The following is a 22,904-nucleotide window of genomic DNA, read 5'->3' on the forward strand; positions in this document are numbered from 1 at the left end:
ATTCGAGCTAGACGAGTTCGAACTCGATCGTTCCGGTAGCAATCTCGGCAGAGACGAGTCGCACGCGCACCGTGGCTCCGGCCGAAACCGTGCCGGAGATGCGGGCCGTGATCACCGGATCAGCGATCTGGATGACACCACCGTCGCCGCGCTCGGAAACCACCGTGGCCTCGAACTTGTCGCCCACTCGCGGCCGCAACAGTGCCGCTTCGATCACGTCGACCGACGAGCGATCGAACTGAGACGCGAGCTGGCTAGTGCGCCCCATAATTTTGGGCAATTGCGGGAGCGCTTCACGAACCCACTTCGGAACATCCCGGCCAGCCACAATCGCTTCACACGCCACGAGCACGAAGCGGTCGACGAGGCGACGCAGCGGCGCAGTCGCGTGAGCGTAGGGCGCTGCAACGGCAGCCTGGATGGTGTCTTCGGGCAGTTCGCCGTCGAACGGCGTGTAGCCCGCTCCACGGAAGAGTGACGTGGCGGCGTGGGTCGCCGCGAGGGCGCGAGGGTCGGAGTGGTCGAGAGTGCGCAGGTACTCGCCATAATTCTGGTTCTCGGGCCACGGGCATCCGAGGCTCGCCACTTGACGGCGGAACTGCTCAAGCGTCTCGTCGTCGGGTGCGGGCATCGTGCGCAGAATGCCGACCTTGCCTTCGAGCATGATGCGCGCGGCTTCCATGCCGGTCATCAGCGAGACGTGGGCGTTGTAGTCCTCGATCGGCAGTGACGCGCGGCGCTCGATCACGTAATGACCGTCGATAACGGCGACTTCTTCATCGGGCCGGTTCAGGCTCGCTCCCCCGCGCTGACGTTCGAGCTCGGTACGCAGGCGCCCAAACTCGGGCAGCAGCGAGAGCGATTCGTCCGCGCGGTCGTTGTCGAGCAGCTCTTGCACTTCGAGATAGTTGTACTGGCGACGGTTACGCACTTGCGCGCGCACGAGAGTTGTCGCGATAACGGAGCCCGCGGCATCCAAATCGAAAGTCCACACAAAAGCGGGTCGCGTCGCACCAGCCAGCAGCGATGCGGCATCTTCACTGATGATCGTCGGATGCAACGGCACCCGGTCATCGGGACCGTACAAGGTTTGGCCGCGCTTGCGGGCTTCCGCATCAACGACGGAACCGGGCAGCACGAAGGCGGGCACTTCAGCGATCGCGTACATCACGCGCAGCGTTTCGCCGGTGCGTTCGAGGTAGAGCGCCTGATCGAGATCTGTGGCGCCCTCGGGGTCGATAGTGACGAAGGGAATGTCGGTGAGGTCGAGCTCAGGCGGCTCGAATGCAGCTACAGCAGCCGCAGCCGCTTCTTCGACTTCAGCACTGAATTCGGTGGGCAGCTTGAGCTCAACGCGCACTGCCGCGAGCGCCTTCGCTAGCTCATCGTCGGTGTCGAGCGGCCGAACGCGCGGAACAACCAGCCGAGGCTCCCCGTGACGCGGCGTGCCCGCCTGCGGTGTTCCTTCGGAATCAAAGTTTCTCAATGGGAGCAATCTTGATCAGCAGGCGCTTGCGCCCTGCGGTGTCGAATTGAACGTCAGCAATGCTCTTAGGGCCAGCGCCCGTGACCTGATTCACGGTTCCGTCACCAAAGTCAGTGTGACGGATGCGGTCGCCCGCCGCCAGAGTGAGGTCACCGTTATCGCGCACGGTCGCCGTGACCGCATTGGCCCACTCGGTCTTGGCGCGTGGAGGTGCCGGCGGCAATCCGCCCGCTGCCGCCGCCCGGAGCGAACCGGACCACGAACCTCCGCCACCGCTGTTGCCATCGCGGCGCGCGTTGAGCGCCCTCGACTGAGTGCCACCGCGCGAGTTTGCCATTCCCGGCGACTGCTTCCACTCAATGAGTTCGGTCGGAATCTCTTGCAGGTAACGGCTCGGCATTGCCACGTTGACCTCACCGAACTGCGCGCGAGTCATGGCAAGCGAGAGGAAGAGCCGTTTGCGGGCACGCGTGATGCCGACATAGAACAGGCGACGCTCTTCAGCGGGGCCACCGGGCTCATTGGCCGACATACGGTGAGGCAGCAGGTCTTCTTCAACACCGGTGAGGAACACGGAGTCGTACTCGAGGCCCTTTGCTGTGTGCAGCGTCATGAGCGAGACGGTTCCGCTCGAGTCGTCAAGGTCATCCGCGGCGGCCACGAGCGATACCTCGGTGAGGAAGTCGAGCAGGGTGCCATCGGGGTTGTTCTTACCGAACTCCTTGGTCACGGCCACGAGCTCGTCCACGTTCTCGGCGCGCGCTTCATCCTGCGGGTCTTGCGAGGCACGCAGCGCAGCGAGGTAACCCGAACGTTCGAGCAGTTCGGTCAGAATGTCGGCGGGCTTGGATGTTTCCACCTTCGCCATCACTTCGTCGAGCACCTCAGCCAAACCGACGATCGCTTTCGTCACCTTGGGGCCGAGGCCGAGTTCGGAGGCGTTGCGCATCGCATCGCGCAGCGTCATCTCCCGGGCATCCGCCCACGCCTGCAACGCCGCTTCGGTCGCCGGACCAATGCCTCGCTTCGGGGTGTTCATGATGCGACGCAGCGCCAACGGATCTGCGGGGTTCGCAACCGCAATCAGGTAGCCGAAGGCATCCTTGATTTCCGCGCGCTCGTAGAACTTGGTGCCCCCGAGCACGCGATACGGCAGAGCCGCGCGAATGAAGATCTCCTCCAGCGCACGCGTCTGCGAGTTAGTGCGATAGAAAACAGCAACGTCTTTGTAGGCGACGCCTTCGTCATGCAGCTTCTGAATTTCATCCGCCACAAACTGCGCTTCGTCGTGCCCCGAGTATCCGGTGAAGCCGACGATCTTGTCGCCAGCACCGACGGTCGTGAAGAGCTTTTTGTCTTTGCGGTCAAAGTTGTGGGAGATCACCGCGTTGGCGGCATCCAGAATCGTCTGGGTCGAACGATAATTCTGCTCAAGCAGAATCACGGTCGAGCGGGGAAAGTCGCGCTCAAATTCCACGATGTTGCGGATGTCGGCCCCGCGGAACGCATAGATCGACTGATCGCTATCGCCCACCACCGTGAGCGACGCGGCCTCGAGTTCATTGGCCTGCCCCTGCACGAGTACGCCAGGCGAGGTCTCGAACTGCTCGGGAGCCGGCGGCTTGGTCAGTTCGCGAATCAGCGAGTACTGCGCGTGGTTGGTGTCCTGGTACTCGTCAACGAGAATGTGCTTGAAGCGGCGCTGGTACGTTGCTGCAATGTGCGGGAAGGCCCGGAACAGGTAGACCGTCTGACCGATGAGGTCGTCAAAGTCGAACGCGTTGGCATCGCTGAGACCGCGCGTGTAGCGGCGGAAGACCTCAAGGAATTTCTTCTCCGTCGGGTCGTTCAGATTGGCATCCCGCGCGAAACCGTCGACGTCGGTTAATTCGTTCTTGAGCTGCGAAATGCGGTTCGCGGCCTTGCTGACCGTGAGCCCGAACATGTCGGCGTCGAGCTCTTTGAGAATTCGTTTAAGCAGGGCCTTGCTGTCGGCCGAGTCGTAGATGGTGAAGTTCTTAGAGAAGCCAAACGCTTCAGCTTCGCGCCGCAGAATGCGCACACACGCGGAGTGGAAAGTGGAGATCCACATGCCCTCGGCCGAATCACCGACGATGGCACCGACGCGCTCCCGCATTTCGGCGGCAGCCTTGTTGGTGAAGGTGATGGCCAGAATTTGGCTCGGCCATGCTTCACGCGAGCGCAGCAGCCCGGCGATACGACGCGTGAGCACGCTCGTTTTGCCCGAACCGGCACCCGCCACAATCAGCAGCGAGGGCCCTCGGTATTCAACGGCTTCACGCTGGCGCGGATTCAGCCCATCGAGCAGAGGGTCGCCAACGGGATTGCCGTCGTCTGAGCGGCCAGGGTCGTGAGAGTCAAGAGCTGTCGTCATCGCCCCTCGACTCTACCCGCGCGCAGTGACTGCGAGGTCGGGTTGGTCGGCAAAGACACCGTCGAGACCGGAATCCATGAGGGTGCGAAACTCTGCGAGCCAGTCTCCGTGTTGTTCAGGCTGTTTGCTCGAGCGCAGATTCTTCGGCAAGAACCGATTCTCGGCGCGCAGAGTCCAGCAGAAAACGAGGAGACCAGCGGCGTGAGCACGGTCAACCAGGTCGTTTGTCCCCGTGAGGTTGCCGGCCAGATCCTTGAGCATGAGCATTTTCTTATCCACGCTGATGCCGTCGACTTCGCGCGCGAGCTGAGCGAGCCCCTCGTCGCTGAGGTGATCGGCATAGCTGCGCGCCTTTGAACCGTGCTGGGCGATCAGATCAGAAGGTGCACCGCTCGACTCGAGCAAGAACACGAGCTGCCCCGGAATCCCTCGATCCCGGATGCGGTGCAGCACGCTCTGCTCGAACGATTCGATGATCAGGTTGTCGGCCGTGGCCCACTCCCGCACGTCGCGCGCAAAGAGTTCGTCGAGCGGCAGCCCGATCGACGCAAAATAACTCGCGTGCTTGATCTCGGCGACGATCTTCAGCGGGCGACGCGCCGCCTCCGGATGCTGGTCAACAATTTCCAGCAGGTCGCTCAAGCGCAGAATCGGCGATCCGTCGTTGTGGGTCGTGCTCGCCTGACGCACCTCGGGCAGCCGCTCGCGGGCCCGCAATGTCGAGAGCTCGTCCCACGTGAAGTCCTCAGTGAACCATCCCGTAATCGCGTCACCATCGATCGTCTTGGAGGTACGCCGATCCGCAAATTCCGGATGCTCCGCCACGTTCGTCGTGCCTGAAATCTCGTTCTCGTGGCGCAGCACCAGCACGCCATCGCGGGTCGCCACAATGTCGGGTTCGACAGCATCCGCCCCCAACGTGAACGCGAGTTCGTAGGCGGCTCTCGTGTGCTCTGGGCGATAGCCGCTTGCCCCGCGGTGCCCGATCACTAGCGGGCGAATGGTGGTGCTCATTGGGTCAAGAATAGGCGTTTCACCGGCTCCTACTAATATTGAGACATGCCCGAATGTTCGTCATGCGCTGCCGCGGTGCAACCCGAGTGGAAATTCTGCATCTATTGCGGAGAACCCACCTCGGCTGATTCTGCGCGCCCGGCTCCCCTGGCGGCGCCGCGAACAAACCCGATCGCGATTCTTGCGCTCATTCTCGCCGCCTTCGGTGGAGCGCCCGCTCTCATCTTTGGGCACCTTGCGATGCGACAAATCAAAGAGAACGGCGAACGCGGCATGGTCATGGCCCGCATCGCTACGGTTCTCGGTTACGTGTGGTTGGTCGTGTGGGCAATCCTGCTGTACTCGCTACTGACCAATGTCAGCTAGGCGGTTCTCGCTCGCGCGCGACTGGGAACCCACTCGGCGCCTCCCTCTGAGGTGGGGAAACTACGCCGATCGTTACGGCATAGGGCTCGCGCTCATCATTGCCGGCGCGGTACATCTGCAAGGCGCCAACCCCTACACCCTCCTGATCTTGCTGATCGGCACCACGATCACGGTCGTCGGTTGGTCGATCATGCCGTCCCAAGGCTGGCGCCGGATGATCGTGGTTCTGCCTGCCGTCATTCAAATCTGGATCATGCTCACCGGCCCGATGTCGATGTGGACGCTCGCTATCCCGCTGCTCTGTTGGCTTATCGTGCGACACCGACCGCTGATCTCCTACCTCGCGCTCATCATCCCGGTCGCGAACGGAATTGTGCTGACGCGCTTCTATCAGGAGTACTCCGATATGCCGCAGGCTCTCGCCATTTCGGCGGTCGTGCTGGTGGCCGCAGCGTGGGTTGCTCAACTGATCGCTCAGAGCGCAGCCAAACGGCACTGAGAGTCCGGCATTTCTCAGCGAACTCCGGTAGTTTTGGCTGTGCGCCACAAACATGTGGCACCACACCAACCAGAGGAATCATGGCACTCAATAACCCCGCTTTCTCCCGCGATGCTGCTTTTAGCTCGCGCGGCGGAACCGCCGTAGCGAACCAGGTCTCCAACCAGCAGCTCAATGACATGTACAACCGCGAGTCGGCTCCCGCCTCCGGTGACGTCATGACCGTCGAAGACACGATTGCCAAGACCGTAGGAGCCTTCGCGCTTCTGCTCGTCGGTGCCGCCATCGGCTGGATCGCCGACATGCCACTGCTGTGGATGGGCGCTGGACTCGTGGGCTTCGTCCTCGCCCTCGTCAACATCTTCAAGAAGCAGCCCTCAGGCGCTCTTGTTCTCGCTTACTCGGCAGTTGAGGGTGTCTTCGTCGGTGGCATCTCGCGTTTCTACGAGACCGCCTACAGCGGTGTCGTCACCCAGGCCGTCATTGCGACCATCGTCGTGGTCGGCGTCACGCTCGCGCTCTTCGCGAGCGGCAAGATCCGTGCATCGAAGAAGGCCACCAAAGTCTTCCTCATCGCCATGGTCGGTTACATGGTCTTCGCCCTCGTGAACATGGTGATGATGCTCACCGGAGCGACCGACGACGCTTTCGGCCTCCGCAGCGCGGAAATCCCCATTCTTGGCATTCCGTTCGGCGCCGTTCTCGGTGTGCTCGTCGTTATCATGGCCGCGTACTCGCTCGTGCTCGACTTTGACTTCATCCAGAAGGGTGCCGCCAACGGCGCACCCCGCGCCTTCGGTTGGAAGGGCACCTTCGGCATCATGATCACCGTCGTGTGGCTGTACCTCGAGCTGCTGCGCTTCTTCGCGATCCTTCGCGACTAGCGCCACCGTCGCACAACAACAAAGCCCCCGTCACCTCGGCATTAGCCGGTGACGGGGGCTTTGTCGTGAGGCGATCTGCCTATTTCGAGTCAATTCGACCCCAAGAGTCGCCTTCCCGGCCATTGCTGCCCAACAGAGATTGCACGTCTCGCCAACCATCACTGTGGCCGGCGAGAATCCGACGCAAGTACGCGGTCGTCACTCGTTGGATGACGGCTACGCGCTCCGGGTTCTCATCGGCAGTGGCGGCCAGGCCTGCGCCGGCTATTCCGCCAAGCAAGTGCTCTGCACCGACCAGCGTGAGTAAGTCTGTTGCTCCGGGGCTGAGGCGATACACATCGGTGAACCAATCAGGACCGCGACTCGAGAGGCGCGATTTATCATTCGCACCAGCAATCACGAGTGTCGGTGTCGATAGCTCAGCGAATGACGGGTTCATGAACGAGAAGTATTCGCGAGCAAAAGGAAGTAATCCGTCCCCTCCGGTCCCGGTCGTCGACAGCAGGATGCCCGCGCTGACGCGGGGGTCAGAGAGGTCCTCTCCCAGAGAACCGTCGGCGTCCAGCACTCGCGCTCCTAACAGACACTGCACACTCTGTCCTCCCCAGGAATGACCAACTGCCGCAACTCGCGTGCTGTTCATTCGCCCGGTGAGCCCGGGCACGCTGCCTTCGAGTTCATCGAGGTGGTCCACGACTCGAACGAGGTCGCGCACGCGCTCACGCCAAATCGTTGCGAACAGCGGGTCGCCCACGGCGATCGAATAGCGATGCGAATCCAGATGACTCGGCTGCACGACGACAAAGCCTCGGGATGCCCAAAAGTTGGCGAGCGGTGCGTACCCATCAGCGGATGACTCAAAGCCGTGTGAGAGCACCACGACGGGAAGATCAGCACCCGTGATTGGCGCGGTGATTCGCACCTCCAGCGGGTATGCGCGGTCTAATGATTCGAGCTGGAGCGGATGCACTGAAATTACGGGCGTTCCCTCGCCGACAAGCGCATCGAGTCGAGTGAGAGTGGGATCGAGCATGGTGATCATTTCCTTTCCTCTGGGGCCCCGCAATGCCATACTGGTAAGCGGAACCATGTTCCAGAAACAATACGGAACGATGTTCCGCTTAGCAAGCGGTCTGCGAGAGAGGACACAATGAAAGATGTGGTGAAACACACGTCTCAATCCGAGAAACCACAACGTGCCGATGCCCAACGCAACGAAAGAAGCCTTCTGGAAGCCGCCGCTGCCGTCTTCGTGACATCCGGCGTAAATGCACCCGTGAGACAGATTGCGGCACGCGCTGGCGTAGGCACCGGTACCATTTATCGCCATTTCCCTACTCGCCCCGAACTCGTAGTCGCGGTCTACCGCCACCAAGTGGAAGCGTGCGCCGAAGCCGGGCCGCGTCTGCGTGCCGAATGTTCGAGCCCCCGCGTCGCTCTTGAAAAGTGGGTTGAACTTTTTGTCGATTTTCTCGTAACTAAGCACGGCCTCGCCGAAGCGCTCAGCAACGACAGCAGCGGCGCTTCACGCCTTCACACCTACTTCATCGACCGACTCGTTCCCGTGTGCGATGACCTCCTCAACGCGAACCCGCGCGGGGGCGGTGGCCAGACGCTCACGAGCGGTTACGCGCTCATGCGGGGCATCGGCAATCTCAGCATCGGAGCAAGCGACGATTCTCGCTACGACGCCCGCCAGCTCGCCCTCCGACTAGTTACGGGAGTGCTCGCCGAATAGTCGGCCTCGTAATTACGACACAGTTTCGCAACAACGAAGCCCCCGTCACCTCGGCATTAGCCGGGTGACGGGGGCTTTGTCGTTAAAGCTCTATTCCCACTCGATCGTTCCCGGCGGCTTCGACGTGACGTCGAGAACCACGCGGTTCACCCCATCCACCTCATTGGTGATGCGGTTAGAAATCTTGGCCAGAACGTCGTACGGCAAACGAGTCCAGTCGGCGGTCATCGCGTCTTCCGACGACACCGGGCGCAGCACGATCGGGTGACCGTAGGTGCGGCCGTCGCCCTGAACGCCCACCGAACGAACGTCGGCGAGAAGAACAACGGGGCACTGCCAAATCGAGTCGTCGAGACCCGCAGCGGTGAGCTCGGCGCGAGCAATCGCGTCAGCCTTGCGCAGCAGTTCGAGACGGTCGTGAGTGACTTCACCGATGATGCGGATGCCGAGGCCGGGGCCAGGGAATGGCTGGCGGCCAACGATGACCTCCGGCAGTCCCAGCTCGCGACCGATCGCACGAACCTCATCCTTGAAGAGGGTGCGCAGCGGCTCCACGAGAGCAAACTGCAAGTCTTCGGGAAGGCCGCCCACGTTGTGGTGGCTCTTGATGTTGGCCGTGCCCGTTCCGCCGCCACTTTCAACGACATCCGGGTAGAGCGTTCCCTGCACCAAGAACTTGACGGTGTCTTCGCCGCCCTGAGCTTCGAGCACGAGCGCCTCAGCGGCGTTCTCAAAACTGCGGATGAATTCGCGGCCGATAATCTTGCGCTTCGTCTCGGGGTCAGTGACTCCGGCGAGGGCATCCATGAACTGGTCAACGGCGTCGACGGTGACGAGACGCACACCGGTGGAGGCGACGTAGTCCTCTTCAACCTGGCGGCGCTCATCCTGACGCAGCAGACCGTGGTCAACAAAGATGCAGACGAGCTGGTCGCCAACGGCCTTGTGCACGATGGCGGCAGCAACAGCGGAGTCAACTCCACCCGAAAGACCACAGATCACGCGGGCCGAACCGACCTGCTCGCGGATGCGCTCAACCTGCTCAGCGATCACATTGCCGCTGTTCCAATCGGCGGGGATGCCCGCAGCGTCGTGCAAGAAGTTCTCGAGCAAGTCTTGACCGTGAGTGGAGTGCTTGACCTCGGGGTGCCACTGCACGCCGTAGAGACCGCGTTCCTTGCTCGCAAAGGCGGCAACCGGAGTCGCATCGCTGCTGGCGAGAACCTCGAAGCCTTCCGGGGCTTCGGTCACAGCATCGCCGTGGCTCATCCACACCGTCTGCTCGTTTGGCTGGTCGGCGAGCAGCGCGCCGCCGCCCCCCTGAACCGTCATGTCGGTAGCGCCGTATTCACGCAGTCCGGTCTTAGCAACGATGCCACCGAGCTGGCGGGCCATCACCTGGAAACCGTAGCAAATACCGAAGACTGGAACGCCGAGCTTGAGGATGCCGGGGTCGAGGTCGGGCGAGCCAGGCTCGTAGACGCTCGACGGGCCGCCGCTCAGAACGATGCCAGCCGGGTTCTTGGCCGCAATCTCTTCAGCGGTGATGGTGTGAGGAACAATCTCGCTGTACACGTTGGCTTCGCGCACGCGGCGTGCGATCAATTGCGCATACTGAGCGCCAAAATCGACGACGAGAACGGGGCGAGCGTTCGTGTCTGCGGAGGTGGCCGTGGAGTCGGTCATGCACTTGCCTTTGCGGAGTCAGCGCCGGCCGCTTTCGCAGCTGCAGCGGATTCGAGTGTCGCGATCTTCGCCTCAACGAGTCGAGGCACCTGACGTTCGAGGAAGAACGACAGGAAGGGGATGACACCGCCGAGGGCGATGTAGAGGAAGCGCAAGAAGGAGTATCGCGTCAGGCGCCAGAGGATGAAATCGGCGGCCACGTAGAACACGTAGAGCCAGCCGTGAACAATCAGGATGATCGTCGAAACGTTGATGCCCTGTACGAGCTCTTTCGGCGTGAGCGTCAAGAAAGCGGAGGGGCCGTTCAGCTCAATGTCGCCGCCCAGTCCGTAGCGGAACACCATCATGAGGCACAGCACGAGCAGGAAGGTACCGGTGATGATCGACGACACCTTGTAGAACGTGAGGGTGCGACGAATGTTGGGGATATCTGAAAGCCGGGGACCGAGAGCCATGGTTCTAGTCTACGGCCGGGTCAGGGGTTGAAACTTCGCGCTCTTCTTCCCAGACATCCCTCACGAGGCGGAACCAGAGGAACACGGCAAAGCCAGCGAACACAACCCACTCCACGGCGTAGAACACGTTGAGAAGGTTGAGCGAAACTTCAGTCGACGGTGGTGGGGAATCGATCGTTTCGAGGCCAGCCGGGGCATCGAAACTAACCACGTAGCCGCCGTAGGTTCCGGCGGGCACGTCAGCCCACAGGTTCACGAGTTCGGAGACGGCAAGAGCGCTACGTTGCCCCTGCTCGAAGTCGGACTGTTGCGGTGACTCGGTCGGCAGCAGGCGACCCGTGATGGTGGCGGCGAGTGGCGCAGCCTCAAGCTGTGAAATAGCGGATGCCGCGGCATCCGACGTCGCAGCCCAGCCGAGCGCAACCGCCACACTGGCACCGCTCGGCTCAACGGCGTGGCCCACGACCCAGTAGCCGCGCCCTTCAACATCGTTGTTGCGGTCGGAGAGCACGATGTAGTCACCGGAAATCAGCTCGGCCTCAAACGTCACCACTTGACCGGTCGTCACATACGAGAGCGGAGCCTGAGCCGTGGCGACAGAATCGAGCGCCACGATCGTCTCGCTCTGCTGCTCGGTGATCTCGCCACCTTCAAGGCTGCGGCTGAGCTGCCACTGCCCGAGAGCCGCAAAGCTCGCTGCGATGGCGAGAGCCAGGATGAGCGCGCCGATCCAACGGGGCCGACGCGCAATCTGCCACATCGTGGCCGGTGCGGTGTCAGAAGCCGGGTCAGTCAGGGGGGAAGGGCTCGTACTCACTCGCTAACGATATCTGGTGCGGCGAGGCGAACCCTGTCAGCCGACTCATCGTCAGGCTCCAGTTGGCTCGCGAGTTCGGCATCGACGCGCTGCAGGTAGCGTTCGACTTCGGTGGTGGTGCGGGCGGCATCCCAACCCAAAACATCAGCCATCAGCTTCGCGGCGACGGGCGCAGCGGAGACGCCCCGATCCCATGCCTCAATCGATATACGAGTGCGGCGGGCCAGAACATCGTCAAGGTGCAGCGCCCCCTCGGCGCTTGCTGCGTACACAACTTCGGCCGCGATGTAGTCGTCGGCACCGGGCAGCGCTTCAGCCAGCGCGGGCTTCTCGCGAACCAGATCGAGCACCTCGGTGGCAAGTACGCCATAGCGATTCAGAAGGTGTTCGACGCGTGACTTGTGCACGCCATAAGTGCGGGCGAGAGCCGAGCGCTTGTTCCAGGCGGCCTTGTAGCCCTCCGCGCCGAGCAGCGCGACATCCTCGGTGATGCTCGCGGAAATCTTGCCGTCGAGGGCATCGACGGCGGCATCCACGGCATCCTTCGCCATGATGCGGTACGTCGTCCACTTGCCACCGGCGACGACCACGAGACCGGGAACGGTGTGGGCCACGATGTGTTCGCGGCTGAGCTTCGAGGTGAGGTCAGACTCCCCCGCCAGTAGCGGCCGAAGCCCGGCATAGACGCCTTCGACATCGTCGCGCGTTAGCGGCACCGCCAGCACTTTATTGACGTGTTCGAGCAAATAGTCGATGTCCGCCGCCGTTGCTGCGGGATGCGCTTTGTCGAGATCCCAGTCAGTATCGGTCGTGCCGATGAGCCAGTGACGGCCCCACGGAATCACAAACAACACGCTCTTCTCGGTGCGCAACAACAGCCCGAGCTTCGACTGGAAACGATCGCGCGGCACCACAAGGTGCACGCCTTTCGAGGCACGAACCTTGAACTGGCCGCGCTCGCCCACCATCGCCTGAGTGTCATCGGTCCACACTCCGGTCGCGTTCACGACTTGCTTGGCCCGAATCTCGAAACGCTCGCCGGTCTCCCGGTCATGGGCCAGCACGCCGACGACGCGCTCCCCCACTTTGATGAAGTCTTCGACGCGAACGCGCGATGCCACGTGTGCGCCGTAGTGGCTTGCCGTGCGTGCGAGCGTCGAGACGTAACGGGCGTCATCTACTTGTGCGTCGTAGTAGGTGAGGCCACCGCGGAAGGCGTCGCCGCGAAGGCTGGGCGCTGCACGCAGCATTTGCGTGCGCGTCAAATGACGGTGGTGAGGCACGCCGGGAGGTCGCCCTCCCGTGTAGCTCAGGAGGTCATAGAGCAACATTCCCGCACCGATATATAGGCGTTCGAACACCGGCTTGGTCACGGGATAGAGGAACCGTACGGGGCGCACAAGATGCGGAGCCAGGCGCTGCAGTAGCAAGCCGCGCTCTTTCAGCGCTTCTCGCACGAGTCGAAAATCGAGCTGTTCTAGATAGCGGATGCCGCCGTGCACGAGCTTCGAGGACCGGCTCGACGTGCCCGAGGCCCAGTCACGCGCCTCCACCATGCCGACGCTCAGGCCGCGCGTCGCGGCATCCAGAGCACTTCCGGTACCGACGATGCCGCCACCGATCACCAGAACGTCCAGTTCTGTGTCGCGTAGCGCGGCAATTGCGGCCGCGCGCTGTTCGGCACTCAGCGGTGCTGTCGGGGCAATCGATCGGGGCTTGACCATTGTTTTTCCTCCAGCGTCTGGCGGTGAGCGTGTGCTCAGCGCGCGGTATCAGCTACAGCGTGTTGTACGGAGCGACAACCACATCGACCCGTTGGAATTCTTTGAGATCGGAGTATCCAGTGGTCGCCATCGAGCGGCGGAGTGCACCGACGAGGTTCGACTGACCGTTGGGGTGAGAGGACGGTCCGTTGAGAATCTCGGCGAGAGGAGCGAGCTGCCCGACCTCGACCCGGTTGCCGCGAGGCAGCTCGGAGTGGTGAGCTTCTTGACCCCAGTGGTAACCGCCACCAGGAGCATCCGTCGCCCGGGCAAGCGCGCTACCCAGCATGACGGCGTCAGCACCGACCGCGATGGCCTTGACAATGTCGCCGCTCGTTCCGAGTCCGCCATCAGCGATGACGTGAACGTAACGGCCGCCCGACTCGTCCATGTAGTCACGGCGAGCGCCAGCGACATCCGCTACTGCGGTGGCCATGGGAGCGTGGATGCCGAGGGCAGTGCGGGTAGTGCTTGAGGCACCGCCGCCGAAGCCTACGAGCACACCGGCGGCTCCAGTACGCATGAGGTGCAGCGCTGCGGTGTACGTTGCGGCGCCTCCCACGATCACGGGAACATCGAGTTCGTAGATGAACTCCTTGAGGTTGAGGGGTTCGCTCGTCTTGGAGACGTGCTCTGCGCTCACGGTCGTGCCGCGGATGACGAACAGGTCGACTCCAGCATCCACAACGGTCTGGTGGAGTTCTTTCGTGCGCTGCGGGCTGAGCGCTCCGGCAACGGGCACTCCGGCTTCGCGAATCTCAGCAAGACGCTGCGTGACGAGCGCCGGCTTGATCGGCTCGGCGTACAGCTCTTGCATACGCGCGGTCGCCTGATTGGCGGGAAGCGAGCGGATCTCCTCGAGCACGGGCTCGGGGTTCTCGTAGCGGGTCCAGAGACCTTCGAGGTCGAGCACACCGAGACCGCCGAGCTTTCCCATCGCAATGGCGGTTGCGGGCGAGACCACGGAGTCCATGGGAGCCGCGATAACGGGGATGTCGAAGGTGTAAGCGTCAATCGTCCAGTTCACCGAGACATCGCGGGGGTCACGCGTACGGCGCGAGGGCACGATAGCGATGTCATCAAAGGAGTAGACGCGGCGAGCGCGCTTGGCACGGCCAATCTCGAAATCATTCACTACTCCAGCCTACCGCGCGCGGGATGAGGCGGAACCAGTGCGCCATTGACATTAGCTGAACAACTGTTTAGTTTGTTAAACATGCGTTCAAGAACGGATGACTCCACCACCAAAGCCCGCATTCGCGACGCCGCGATTCGCCTCATCGGCCGCAACGGTTTCGCCGCGACGAGCGCCCGCGCCGTCGCGACCGAGGCCGGAGTGAGCGCCGGCCTCGTCATCCACCACTTCGGCAGCATGCGAGACCTCAAGACAGCGTGCGACGACTACATCATCAACGAAGTCACCCACCGCAAAGCGGGGATGGGCGAAGGCGATGTGAGCGCCGCCGTGAGCGAGTGGTACGCCGACCTCGACGCCTACGAACCCTGGCTCACCTACCTTGGTCGCCTCTTCACCGATGATTCGGATGCCGGAGCCCACCTCTTCGATCGCTTCGTCGAACTCTCGCGCGAGATGCTCGAGCAGGGCGTCGCCAGCGGAGCCGTGCATCCCAGCAGCGACGAACACGCGCGAGCGGTGCTCCTCGTCACCCATAGCCTGTCGATGCTCACCCTGCAGAGCCACATCGCTCGCAGCCTGAACAGCGCACGGCTCAGCCTCGACAGCCTGAGTCGCATGGGCAACGCTGCTGTCGAGATTTACACGCACGGCGTCTACACCGATCGCTCAACTCTTGACGCCACTCGCGAAGCCGTCGCCGAGGCAACTCGCGAAGCCGCGGACATGCGCCAGCACGTGCAAGATCCCGATCCGCCGGCAATGGCTACCGACATCCCCACCCCCTAGTCACTTCCCTCGGATTTACCCCACGAAAGGACGAGGCCCCGGCCTCCCCCATGACTCTTGCCATAGAAACCCGAGCACTTACGAAGCGCTACGGCCGCCACACTGCGCTCGACGGCATGGATCTCGCCGTCGAGACGGGCAGCGTGTTCGGCATGATCGGCCCCAACGGCGCCGGCAAAACGACCGCGATGCGGCTCCTGCTCGACATCATCCGCCCCACCTCGGGCGACGCTACCGTTCTCGGTCGCTCCCCCATCAGCGGCGGTGCTGCACTGCGCCGCGAGATCGGCTTTCTCCCTGGAGAGCTCCTTCTCGAAGGCCGCGTGACCGGTCGCTCGCTGCTCAAGCACTACGCCGAGATCAGTGGCCGCGTTGCTCCCGGTCGCATCGACGAGCTCGCCGAACGTCTGGGGCTCGACCTCAGTCGCCACGTGCGCAAACTCTCCAAGGGCAACAAGCAAAAGCTCGGCCTCGTTCAAGCGTTCATGCACGAGCCGAAGCTGCTCGTGCTCGACGAGCCCACCAGCGGGCTCGATCCCCTCGTGCAGCAAGAGTTCTTGAGCATGGTGCGCGAGGCCCAACACAACGGCCAAACGGTCTTCCTCAGCTCTCACGTGCTCAGCGAAATCCAGAACGCGGCCGACAAAGTTGCGGTGCTGCGCAATGGAGTGATCGTCAAGGTCGGCGATGTGGCGAGCCTGCGCGCCAGTGCCGTGCGCCGGGTCTTCGTCGACTTTGCGGATGCCTCGGCCGCGAGCATTCAGTCAGCGCTGGCTGCGCTGCCGAACCTTGACAACCTCACCGTCACCGAAGGCGAGGTGATTCAGATCACCGGCACGGTCGAGGGACACATTGATGCCCTCGTCAAGGCAATTGCGCCTTTCCACGTGGTCGACCTGCGGGTCGAAGAGCAGGATCTTGAGTCCTCGGTCATCGATCTCTACTCGAAAGAGGCAAGCAAATGAGCCAGTCGGCCCGCACCATCCTTCCGCTCACCCGCCGCAACCTCGCCGATTCTTGGCGTGGCCTCCTGGGCTGGACCGCCGGAGTTGCTGGCGCCATCTTCCTCTACGTTCCGCTCTATTCGACCTTTTCCGATGAGAGCGCGGGCTTCGAGGAGATCATCGCGTCGTTGCCCGAAGGGTTCTCGAACACCCTCGGGTTCGAAGACCTCTCCAGCGGCGCGGGCTATGTTCAGGCAACTTTCTTGGGACTCATCGGCTTCGTGCTCTTCACGATCGCTGCCACCTTGTGGAGTTCCGCGGCAATCGCCGGCGATGAAGAGTCGGGCTCTCTCGAACTCACCCTCGCTCACGGCGTGTCTCGGGTGCAGATCATGGTCGAGCGCAGCCTCGGAGTGATGCTGCGGCTCCTCTGGCTTGCCGCGGTTTCGGCCCTGCTCATTCTTGCGCTTAATAATTCCTCGGGAATCGACCTCGAGCCCGCGAACATCGTCGGCGGAACCGCCGCGCTCTTGGGCTTGGGAGTGCTCTCGGCCAGCTTCGGCCTCGCTGTCGGAGCAATCACAGGCCGCCGCGCCTACGCCTCCGCGGCAGCAGCCGGAATCTCCCTGCTCGGCTATGTGCTCAACTCAGTCGGCAACCAGAGCGCCGACGTCGAATGGCTCCACACCCTGTCGCCCTATCACTGGGCCTTCGGCAACTCGCCCCTAAGCGACGGCGCCGACGCAGGCGCACTCGGCCTCCTCTTTGGCATCTCGGCCCTCGCGCTCGTGGTCGGTGGCTACGTCTTCAGCCGCCGCGACGTCTCGGCCTAGGCCGCACGCACACGACTCTTCTGCAACAGCAACGACACTAAAGCAACGACGAAGGCCTGCGAAAAGCAATTGCTTCTCGCAGGCCTTCTGCATGTCTAAGCTGCTCGCTCTCTGGCATAAGCGCCAGCGAGAGTGCCGTTGTTAGCGACGGTAGTTCGGTGCCTCAACAACCATTTGGATGTCGTGGGGGTGCGATTCCTTCAAGCCTGCGGCGGTAATTCGCACAAACTTGCCCTTTTGCTGGAGCTCCTCGATGGTGCGAGCTCCCGTGTAGAACATCGACTGGCGCAGGCCGCCGAGCAGTTGGTACATGACGGTGGAAACGGGGCCACGGTAAGGAACCTGGCCCTCGATGCCCTCGGGGATCAACTGGTCGTCCGAGGGAACGTCGGCCTGGAAGTAACGGTCGCGCGAGTACGAGGTCTTCTTACCGCGCGTCTGCATCGCACCGAGCGAGCCCATTCCCCGGTAGCTCTTGAACTGCTTGCCATTGAGGAAGATGAGGTCGCCAGGGCTCTCATCGGTTCCCGCAAGCAACGAACCGAGCATGACGGTCTCCGCGCCCGCAACGAGTGCCTTAGCGATATCACCGGAGTACTGAAGTCCGCCGTCGGCGATGACCGGGATGCCGGCCTCGCGTGCGGCGAGCGACGCTTCGTACACGGCGGTTACCTGCGGCACTCCGACACCGGCAACGACGCGGGTCGTGCAGATCGAGCCCGGGCCAACGCCAACCTTCACGGCATCCACACCGGCGTCGATCAGAGCCTGAGCACCCGCACGGGTGGCGACGTTTCCGCCAATGATGTCGATGGCGTCAAACGAGGAGTCAGCCTTCAGGCGGCGGACGATGTCAATAACGCCGGCGGATTCACCGTTGGCGGTGTCGACAACGATGAGGTCAACGCCGGCATCGCGCAAGCGCTCCGCGCGCTCCCACGCGTCGCCGAAGAATCCGATCGCAGCGCCTACACGCAGGCGGCCCTCGTCGTCTTTCGTAGCGTTGGGGTACTGATCGGTCTTCTCGAAGTCTTTGACCGTAATGAGTCCACTGAGCTTGCCCTCGTCGTCAACGAGAGGGAGCTTCTCGATCTTGTGCTTATTGAGGATGGCAATCGCGCCCTCACGGTCAATGCCGACCGGAGCGGTAACAAGCGGCGTCGTGGTCATCACGTCGCGCACGAGTACCGAGTCCATGTCTTCCGGCTCAATGAAGCGCATGTCGCGGTTCGTGATGATTCCGACGAGCGTGCCGTCTTCTTCTACAACCGGAAGACCGGAGACGCGGAACTGGCCACAGAGGGCATCTACCTCTGCAACGGTCGCTTGTTGTGTAGTTGTTACCGGATTGGTAATCATGCCGGATTCGCTGCGCTTGACCTTGTCAACATAAGCGGCTTGGTCGTCGATCGAGAGGTTGCGATGAAGCACTCCCAGACCACCATTCCGAGCCATCGCGATGGCCATTCGAGCTTCGGTGACGGTGTCCATCGCAGACGAGATCAGCGGCGAAGACACCCGAATCCTGCGGGTAAGACGTGAACTGGTGTCAGCATCGCTGGGAATTACGTCGGTGTGACCGGGCAAAAGCATTACGTCGTCATAGGTGAGGCCGACGAAGCCGAAGGGGTCTGGCTGTTCCATGTTAAATCTTCCTTACGGCAGGAGCGCGAAACCGGTGAATTGTGTTAAATCTCCGGCCAATCAATATTAACGGGTTTCATGCCAGAACATTCCCCCGCATAATGGCTTCACCGCTTTGTACCCGACAAGCATTTGTATGTCGGACCGCAATCGGCCGGTGTCGTCATTGCCGTCGGCACATCAGAACCCGCGGGATTCTTGAGTCCGGCTGGGTCCCTTCCTGGAGGTCCTGTGAACACAGCGGATTATCGCCGCACGCGACGGAAAAATAGACGAGGAGTGCTTGTAGCACTCATAGTTGCGCTTTCCGCTGCTTTCTCTCTGATGGCCATGCCTGCCATGGCCGACGAGGTTAACGTCGACGAATACGACAACAGCATCATCGGTAACGTCAAGCTCAATAGCGAGCCGCTAGAGGGTGTACTTCTCACCGTCTCCGGCGGAGGCTACGAGGTTGAGGTTGCCACGGATGCTGACGGTCAATGGAAAGTCGGCGTTCCCGACGGTGACGAATTTACTGTCACCCTCATCGAAGAAACTCTGCCCGAGGGCATTGCAGTTATCGACGAGACGGGCGAAGACGATACGCCCAATGAGAAAGAAGCGATGATCGGCCCGAGTGGCTCGACCGTCATGAACTTCTTTATTGGCCGCGGTGAACGCAACGTCACAAGCTTCTTCGACCAGTTTGTCGAGCGCATTGTGAACGGCGTGAACTTCGGGCTGATGCTCGGCCTTGCCGCCATCGGCATCTCTCTCGTTTACGGAACCACGGGGCTCTCCAACTTTGCGCACGCAGAAATGGTGACGTTTGGTGCGGTGATGGCGCTCATAGTGTCGGTCGACCTCGGTTGGCCCGTCTGGATTGCGATACCGCTTGCCGTACTTCTCAGTGCCGGCTTCGGGTGGTCTCTCGATGCCGGGCTCTGGAAACCGCTACGAAAGAAGGGTGTCGGCGTCGTTCAGCTCATGATCGTCTCGATCGGACTTTCGCTGGCACTGCGCTACACATTCCAGTACTTCCGTGGTGGCGGAACCGAGCAACTGCCCGGCTCCGACTCCCCCGACATTCCGCTCTTTGGATCGGTGTCGCTCAGCCAGACCAACATGATCAGCATGGTCGTCAGCATCGTCGTCATCGTGATCTTCGCGTGGTGGCTGGTGAAGACCAAGATCGGTAAGGCCACACGAGCTGTCTCCGACAACCCCTCGCTCGCAGCAGCATCCGGCATCGACGTCGACCAAGTCGTACGCGTTGTTTGGATTCTCGCCGCCGCGATGGCCGGCCTCGCCGGTGTTCTCTGGGCCTACTTCCGCCCGGGCATCCGCTGGGATATGGGTGCGCAGATTCTGCTGCTCGTCTTCGCAGCGGTCACCCTCGGTGGACTCGGAACTGCCTTCGGCGCGCTGGTCGGCTCGATCATCGTCGGCGTGCTCGTTGAGACCTCGAGTCTCTTCATTCCGTCAGACCTGAAGTATGTGGGAGCGCTCGTCGTACTCATCGTCATCCTGCTGTTTAGACCTCAGGGCATCCTGGGTCGCAAAGAGAGAATAGGTTAGGGGCCGCACATGGATATTCTGCAAATTCTCTCCAACACCGGGTCATCGCTGATTGCGCCGGCAACGATCGGATACGCCCTTGCGGCACTCGGTCTTGCCATGCACTTCGGCTTCACCGGTTTGCTCAACATGGGTATGGCCGCCTTCATGGCAATCGGCGCCTATGGCTACGCGATCTCAATCCTCACCTTCGGTTTCCCGTGGTGGGGCGGCATGCTCGTCGGTATCGGCGGCTCGCTGGTGTTCGCACTCATCCTCGGTATTCCTACTCTGCGCTTGCGCGGTGACTATCTGGCGATTGTGACCATTGCGGCTGCGGAAGTTGTGCGTCTGTTGTTCCTGACCACGACCTTCGATGAGTACACCGGTTCCGCCGATGGACTCAGCGGGTACCACACGAGTTTCCGTGCCTTCAACCCCATTCCGGATGGCACCTACGGCTTCGGCCCGTGGGAGTACAACGCCAACGGCTGGTGGGTTCGTATCTTCGGAATCGCCGTGCTGGCTCTGGCAGCGTTCATTCTCTGGGCTGTCATGCGCAGCCCGTGGGGTCGCGTCATCAAGGGAATCCGTGAAGACGAAGACGCCGTGCGCGCCCTCGGCAAGAACGTGTTCTCTTACAAGCTGCAGTCGCTGATGCTCGGTGGTGTCTTCGGAGCGATGGGTGGCATCATCTACGCCCTCCCCGCCTCGGTGAACCCCGGTGTATATGTGACGTCGCTGACGTTCTTCGTGTACACCGCACTCCTGCTCGGTGGAGCCGCCACGATCTTCGGACCGATTCTCGGTTCGGTCATCTTCTGGGCTGTACAAACCTTCCTGAGCAACCTGCTTCCCGCTATGGTCAACGTCGGCCTCCTCCCGTTCATGACCACAACGCAGTCGCAAACGGTGCGTTTCATCCTTGTGGGTGTGGCGCTGATGTTGCTCGTGATCTACCGACCACAGGGCATCCTCGGCAACAAAAAGGAGCTGACCTTTGTCAAGTAAAGACTCACCGGCTGCGCCGGTGGCACGCGAAAAAACAACGGGACTTCACAAAGGCGACATCGTTGCTGGTGTTGCCAAGGTCGATCCGATCATCGTTGCTGACGGCATCCGTCGCACCTTCGGCGGCCTGACCGCCGTGAATGTTGATCACGTCGAAATCCCTCGCAATGCGATCACCGCGTTGATTGGCCCGAACGGTGCCGGAAAGACGACGCTGTTCAACCTGTTGACCGGCTTCGATAAGCCCGACGAAGGAAAGTGGACGTTCGACGGGCACTCCCTCGCAGGCATGGGTGCGCACAAGGTTGCTCGACTTGGCCAGGTGCGCACGTTCCAGCTCACGAAGGCTCTCGGACTCCTCACGGTGCTCGAGAACATGAAACTCGGCGCAAAGGATCAGATCGGGGAGAACATTTTCCGCGGCATGATCCCGAGCCTCTGGCGTAAGCAAGAAGCCGAGATCGAAGAGCGCGCGATCGTTCTGCTCAAGAAGTTCAAGCTCGATGCCAAGTCGGCTGACTTCGCGGCCAGCCTTTCCGGTGGTCAGCGAAAGCTGCTCGAAATGGCTCGCGCCCTCATGAGCCAGCCCACTCTGGTGATGCTGGATGAGCCGATGGCTGGAGTTAACCCTGCGTTGACTCAGTCGCTGCTCGACCACATCCTCGACCTTAAAGACGAGGGCATGACAGTGCTCTTCGTTGAGCACGACATGCACATGGTGCGTCACATCGCCGACTGGGTGATTGTGATGGCCGAGGGCCAGGTCGTCGCTGAAGGTCCGCCGGATCAGGTTATGAAGAATCAAGCCGTCATCGATGCGTACCTCGGTTCGCATCAGGATGTCGACCTCGGCGTGGTCACTGGCCGCATCGAAGGCGAACTCAATACGGCAGCGATCGATCTCGCTGAAGAGGTAAAAGAACTCGACGCGAACATCGCTAAGCGCAAGGAGACTGGCAAGTGAACGCTATCCCCACCGAGAACGCGGTAGTCCATGTCAAGGACCTCACCGCGGGATACCTCCCGGGCGTGAACATTCTGAACGACTGCAACTTGGTCGCTAACCCCGGTGAACTAATCGGAATCATCGGACCGAACGGTGCCGGCAAGTCCACCCTGCTGAAGGCAATCTTCGGCCAGGTTCAGGTGCGTGGCGGTTCGATCAGCCTTAACGGCGCCGACATCACCGGGCTCAAGGCAAACAAGCTCGTGTCGCGCGGTGTTGGGTTTGTTCCGCAGAACAACAACGTGTTCCCGAGCCTGACCATCGAAGAGAACCTTCAGATGGGGCTCTACCAGAACCCGAAGATCTACGACGAGCGCCTTGAGTTCGTCACCGGCATCTTCTCCGAGCTGAAGTCGCGCCTCAAGCAGCGCGCGGGTTCACTCTCGGGTGGTGAGCGCCAAATGGTCGCTATGTCTCGAGCACTCATGATGGATCCCCACGTTCTTCTTCTCGACGAGCCGTCTGCGGGGCTCTCGCCCGTGAAGCAGGATGAGGCGTTCATTCGCGTATCGGAGATCAACAAGGCCGGAGTGACCACGATCATGGTGGAGCAGAACGCACGTCGTTGCCTGCAAATCTGTGACCGCGGCTACGTTCTCGATCAGGGCCACGATGCGTACGAAGGAACTGGGCGCGAGCTGCTGAATGACCCCAAGGTCATCGGGCTCTACCTCGGAACGCTCGGCACCTAGCCAATACGCTACACAGAAGGCCCCATCCGGATTCGTTCGGATGGGGCCTTCGGCGTTTGCTGAGCCCACCACGAGCTCTCTCCGGTTGCACCACCGAACCGTTCTCCGGACGCGTCACTATGGCGTCCTTGGTACTCTGCACGCCGTTTTCGCGAATGATGCGTGAGTGCGGGGCGCTCAGTGCCGTTCTGGGCGCTCATTTTGTCCC

21 protein-coding genes are annotated in these 22,904 nt (G+C 61.7%); 11 read left to right on the top strand and 10 right to left on the bottom strand.

Annotated elements, in window-relative coordinates:
* Positions 1-7: 7 nt before the first annotated feature.
* From ACWTV3_RS05335 to ACWTV3_RS05345, 3 genes are read right to left on the bottom strand one after another with little or no spacing between them, the layout of a single operon-like run.
* Positions 8-1,486: an RNB domain-containing ribonuclease gene (locus ACWTV3_RS05335; RefSeq protein ID WP_498477172.1), complete on the bottom strand. Its 1,479-nt coding sequence runs from the start codon at positions 1,484-1,486 to the stop codon at positions 8-10.
* Positions 1,473-3,881 (bottom strand): ATP-dependent helicase, encoded by a 2,409-nt coding sequence (locus tag ACWTV3_RS05340; RefSeq protein WP_498477173.1) that lies wholly within the window; start codon positions 3,879-3,881, stop codon positions 1,473-1,475. Before ACWTV3_RS05340 ends, ACWTV3_RS05335 begins: the two co-directional genes overlap by 14 nt.
* Before the next feature lie 12 nt (positions 3,882-3,893).
* The gene (locus ACWTV3_RS05345) at positions 3,894-4,895 is read right to left on the bottom strand and encodes a glycerophosphodiester phosphodiesterase family protein (protein WP_100389257.1); all 1,002 of its coding nucleotides are present in this window, start codon (positions 4,893-4,895) and stop codon (positions 3,894-3,896) included.
* A gap of 45 nt (positions 4,896-4,940) precedes the next feature.
* Between ACWTV3_RS05345 and ACWTV3_RS05350 the strand changes: the two genes are divergently transcribed.
* From ACWTV3_RS05350 to ACWTV3_RS05360, 3 genes are all read left to right on the top strand, one after another.
* Entirely contained in the window at positions 4,941-5,261 is a 321-nt protein-coding gene (locus tag ACWTV3_RS05350; protein WP_498477174.1) for a DUF4190 domain-containing protein, read from the top strand.
* A complete protein-coding gene (locus ACWTV3_RS05355) occupies positions 5,251-5,760 on the top strand; it encodes a hypothetical protein (RefSeq protein WP_498477175.1) in 510 nt (169 codons plus the stop codon). Before ACWTV3_RS05350 ends, ACWTV3_RS05355 begins: the two co-directional genes overlap by 11 nt.
* Before the next feature lie 80 nt (positions 5,761-5,840).
* Complete coding sequence (locus ACWTV3_RS05360) at positions 5,841-6,644, top strand: Bax inhibitor-1/YccA family protein (protein ID WP_498477176.1); 804 nt, start codon at positions 5,841-5,843, stop codon at positions 6,642-6,644.
* A gap of 79 nt (positions 6,645-6,723) precedes the next feature.
* Here the strand turns inward: ACWTV3_RS05360 and ACWTV3_RS05365 are convergent, their stop codons facing one another.
* Positions 6,724-7,686, bottom strand: a complete 963-nt coding sequence (locus ACWTV3_RS05365; RefSeq protein ID WP_498477177.1) for an alpha/beta hydrolase family protein — start codon at positions 7,684-7,686, stop codon at positions 6,724-6,726.
* 108 nt (positions 7,687-7,794) lie between these two features.
* Between ACWTV3_RS05365 and ACWTV3_RS05370 the strand changes: the two genes are divergently transcribed.
* Positions 7,795-8,382 carry a TetR/AcrR family transcriptional regulator gene (locus ACWTV3_RS05370; protein ID WP_498477178.1) on the top strand — a complete coding sequence of 196 codons (588 nt, stop codon included), beginning with the start codon at positions 7,795-7,797 and terminating at the stop codon, positions 8,380-8,382.
* A gap of 90 nt (positions 8,383-8,472) precedes the next feature.
* Here ACWTV3_RS05370 and guaA read toward each other — a convergent pair whose 3' ends face one another.
* Genes guaA through ACWTV3_RS05395 form a run of 5 tightly spaced genes read right to left on the bottom strand, consistent with a single transcriptional unit; the run spans position 8,473 to position 14,238 of the window.
* Positions 8,473-10,068, bottom strand: coding sequence for a glutamine-hydrolyzing GMP synthase (gene guaA, locus ACWTV3_RS05375; RefSeq protein ID WP_498477179.1), 1,596 nt, complete (start codon positions 10,066-10,068; stop codon positions 8,473-8,475).
* A complete protein-coding gene (locus tag ACWTV3_RS05380; protein WP_498477180.1) occupies positions 10,065-10,523 on the bottom strand; it encodes a DUF3817 domain-containing protein in 459 nt (152 codons plus the stop codon). Before ACWTV3_RS05380 ends, guaA begins: the two co-directional genes overlap by 4 nt.
* A gap of 4 nt (positions 10,524-10,527) precedes the next feature.
* The gene (locus ACWTV3_RS05385) at positions 10,528-11,340 is read right to left on the bottom strand and encodes an SURF1 family cytochrome oxidase biogenesis protein (protein ID WP_498477181.1); all 813 of its coding nucleotides are present in this window, start codon (positions 11,338-11,340) and stop codon (positions 10,528-10,530) included.
* Positions 11,337-13,064 carry a glycerol-3-phosphate dehydrogenase/oxidase gene (locus tag ACWTV3_RS05390; protein ID WP_498477182.1) on the bottom strand — a complete coding sequence of 576 codons (1,728 nt, stop codon included), beginning with the start codon at positions 13,062-13,064 and terminating at the stop codon, positions 11,337-11,339. The genes ACWTV3_RS05385 and ACWTV3_RS05390 overlap by 4 nt, the downstream gene beginning before the upstream one ends.
* Before the next feature lie 52 nt (positions 13,065-13,116).
* A complete protein-coding gene (locus ACWTV3_RS05395) occupies positions 13,117-14,238 on the bottom strand; it encodes a GuaB3 family IMP dehydrogenase-related protein (protein WP_498477183.1) in 1,122 nt (373 codons plus the stop codon).
* A gap of 81 nt (positions 14,239-14,319) precedes the next feature.
* Here ACWTV3_RS05395 and ACWTV3_RS05400 point away from each other — a divergent pair, with 81 nt between their 5' ends.
* The 3 genes from ACWTV3_RS05400 to ACWTV3_RS05410 are packed head-to-tail and all read left to right on the top strand — an operon-like array spanning position 14,320 to position 16,804.
* A complete protein-coding gene (locus tag ACWTV3_RS05400) occupies positions 14,320-15,027 on the top strand; it encodes a TetR/AcrR family transcriptional regulator (protein WP_498477184.1) in 708 nt (235 codons plus the stop codon).
* A gap of 50 nt (positions 15,028-15,077) precedes the next feature.
* On the top strand, positions 15,078-15,992 hold the full coding sequence (locus ACWTV3_RS05405) for an ABC transporter ATP-binding protein (protein WP_498477185.1): 915 nt from the start codon (positions 15,078-15,080) through the stop codon (positions 15,990-15,992).
* The gene (locus ACWTV3_RS05410) at positions 15,989-16,804 is read left to right on the top strand and encodes an ABC transporter permease subunit (RefSeq protein WP_498477186.1); all 816 of its coding nucleotides are present in this window, start codon (positions 15,989-15,991) and stop codon (positions 16,802-16,804) included. The genes ACWTV3_RS05405 and ACWTV3_RS05410 overlap by 4 nt, the downstream gene beginning before the upstream one ends.
* Positions 16,805-16,945: 141 nt before the next feature.
* Here ACWTV3_RS05410 and guaB read toward each other — a convergent pair whose 3' ends face one another.
* Positions 16,946-18,448, bottom strand: a complete 1,503-nt coding sequence (gene guaB, locus ACWTV3_RS05415; protein WP_498477187.1) for an IMP dehydrogenase — start codon at positions 18,446-18,448, stop codon at positions 16,946-16,948.
* A 279-nt stretch (positions 18,449-18,727) separates the two neighbouring features.
* On the opposite strand from guaB, the gene ACWTV3_RS05420 reads away from it, so the two are divergent.
* The 4 genes from ACWTV3_RS05420 to ACWTV3_RS05435 are packed head-to-tail and all read left to right on the top strand — an operon-like array spanning position 18,728 to position 22,696.
* Positions 18,728-20,008, top strand: coding sequence for a branched-chain amino acid ABC transporter permease (locus tag ACWTV3_RS05420; protein WP_498477188.1), 1,281 nt, complete (start codon positions 18,728-18,730; stop codon positions 20,006-20,008).
* Between the two features lie 9 nt (positions 20,009-20,017).
* Positions 20,018-20,998: a branched-chain amino acid ABC transporter permease gene (locus ACWTV3_RS05425; protein ID WP_498477189.1), complete on the top strand. Its 981-nt coding sequence runs from the start codon at positions 20,018-20,020 to the stop codon at positions 20,996-20,998.
* The gene (locus ACWTV3_RS05430; protein ID WP_498477190.1) at positions 20,988-21,962 is read left to right on the top strand and encodes an ABC transporter ATP-binding protein; all 975 of its coding nucleotides are present in this window, start codon (positions 20,988-20,990) and stop codon (positions 21,960-21,962) included. Before ACWTV3_RS05425 ends, ACWTV3_RS05430 begins: the two co-directional genes overlap by 11 nt.
* Entirely contained in the window at positions 21,959-22,696 is a 738-nt protein-coding gene (locus tag ACWTV3_RS05435) for an ABC transporter ATP-binding protein (protein ID WP_341619239.1), read from the top strand. The genes ACWTV3_RS05430 and ACWTV3_RS05435 overlap by 4 nt, the downstream gene beginning before the upstream one ends.
* Positions 22,697-22,904 lie beyond the last annotated feature (208 nt).

The sequence above is a fragment of the Salinibacterium sp. AL4.1 genome (genome assembly GCF_059767305.1).